The following is a 508-nucleotide window of genomic DNA, read 5'->3' on the forward strand; positions in this document are numbered from 1 at the left end:
GCCAGCGTCGAAGTTTGTTGAGAACACACACCGGCGACGTGCATGCAGTTTGGTTCACTCGGCGACCGGATGCAACGCAGCTGCATCACACCTCGACCGTGGCATCACCGCTTGCTGCATCTGGGACGGTGTACGTCAATTCCACTTCCTCATCTCGCGTGCGAACCGTGATCACGATCGTCACTCCACGGGCCAGCTCCAACACCGCGATACCGTTGGCGTTGGTCGTTGTCGGCTCGTGAACACCATTGAGCACGAGCGATGATTGGGCGATCGTTTTGCAGTTTGCGAGTCGCGTGGTGACTTTTGCACCGACGATCACCGTACCGGCGATGGTGATCACTCGAAGCGACACTTTGCACTTCGTTGGATCGTCCGATGCGGGCAACCTCGTCGCTACAAGAACGATGTCGTCGGCCTCGATATCGTCGCCATCGACAGTTACCGACACAGGCTCTGGAACTTCGAATCCCGTTGGTGAATCGTTACAAGCGAGAAGCTGCCGTTG

General features: G+C 57.3%; 1 protein-coding gene. It reads right to left on the reverse strand.

Annotated elements, in window-relative coordinates; translation table 11 throughout:
- Positions 1–85: 85 nt before the first annotated feature.
- Positions 86–508, reverse strand: a 423-nt coding sequence (locus RMSM_RS00495) for a hypothetical protein (protein ID WP_236621944.1), incomplete at its 5' end; no start/stop codon positions are given.

Origin of the sequence: Rhodopirellula maiorica SM1 (assembly GCF_000346295.1) — a bacterium.
GTDB lineage: Bacteria > Planctomycetota > Planctomycetia > Pirellulales > Pirellulaceae > Novipirellula > Novipirellula maiorica.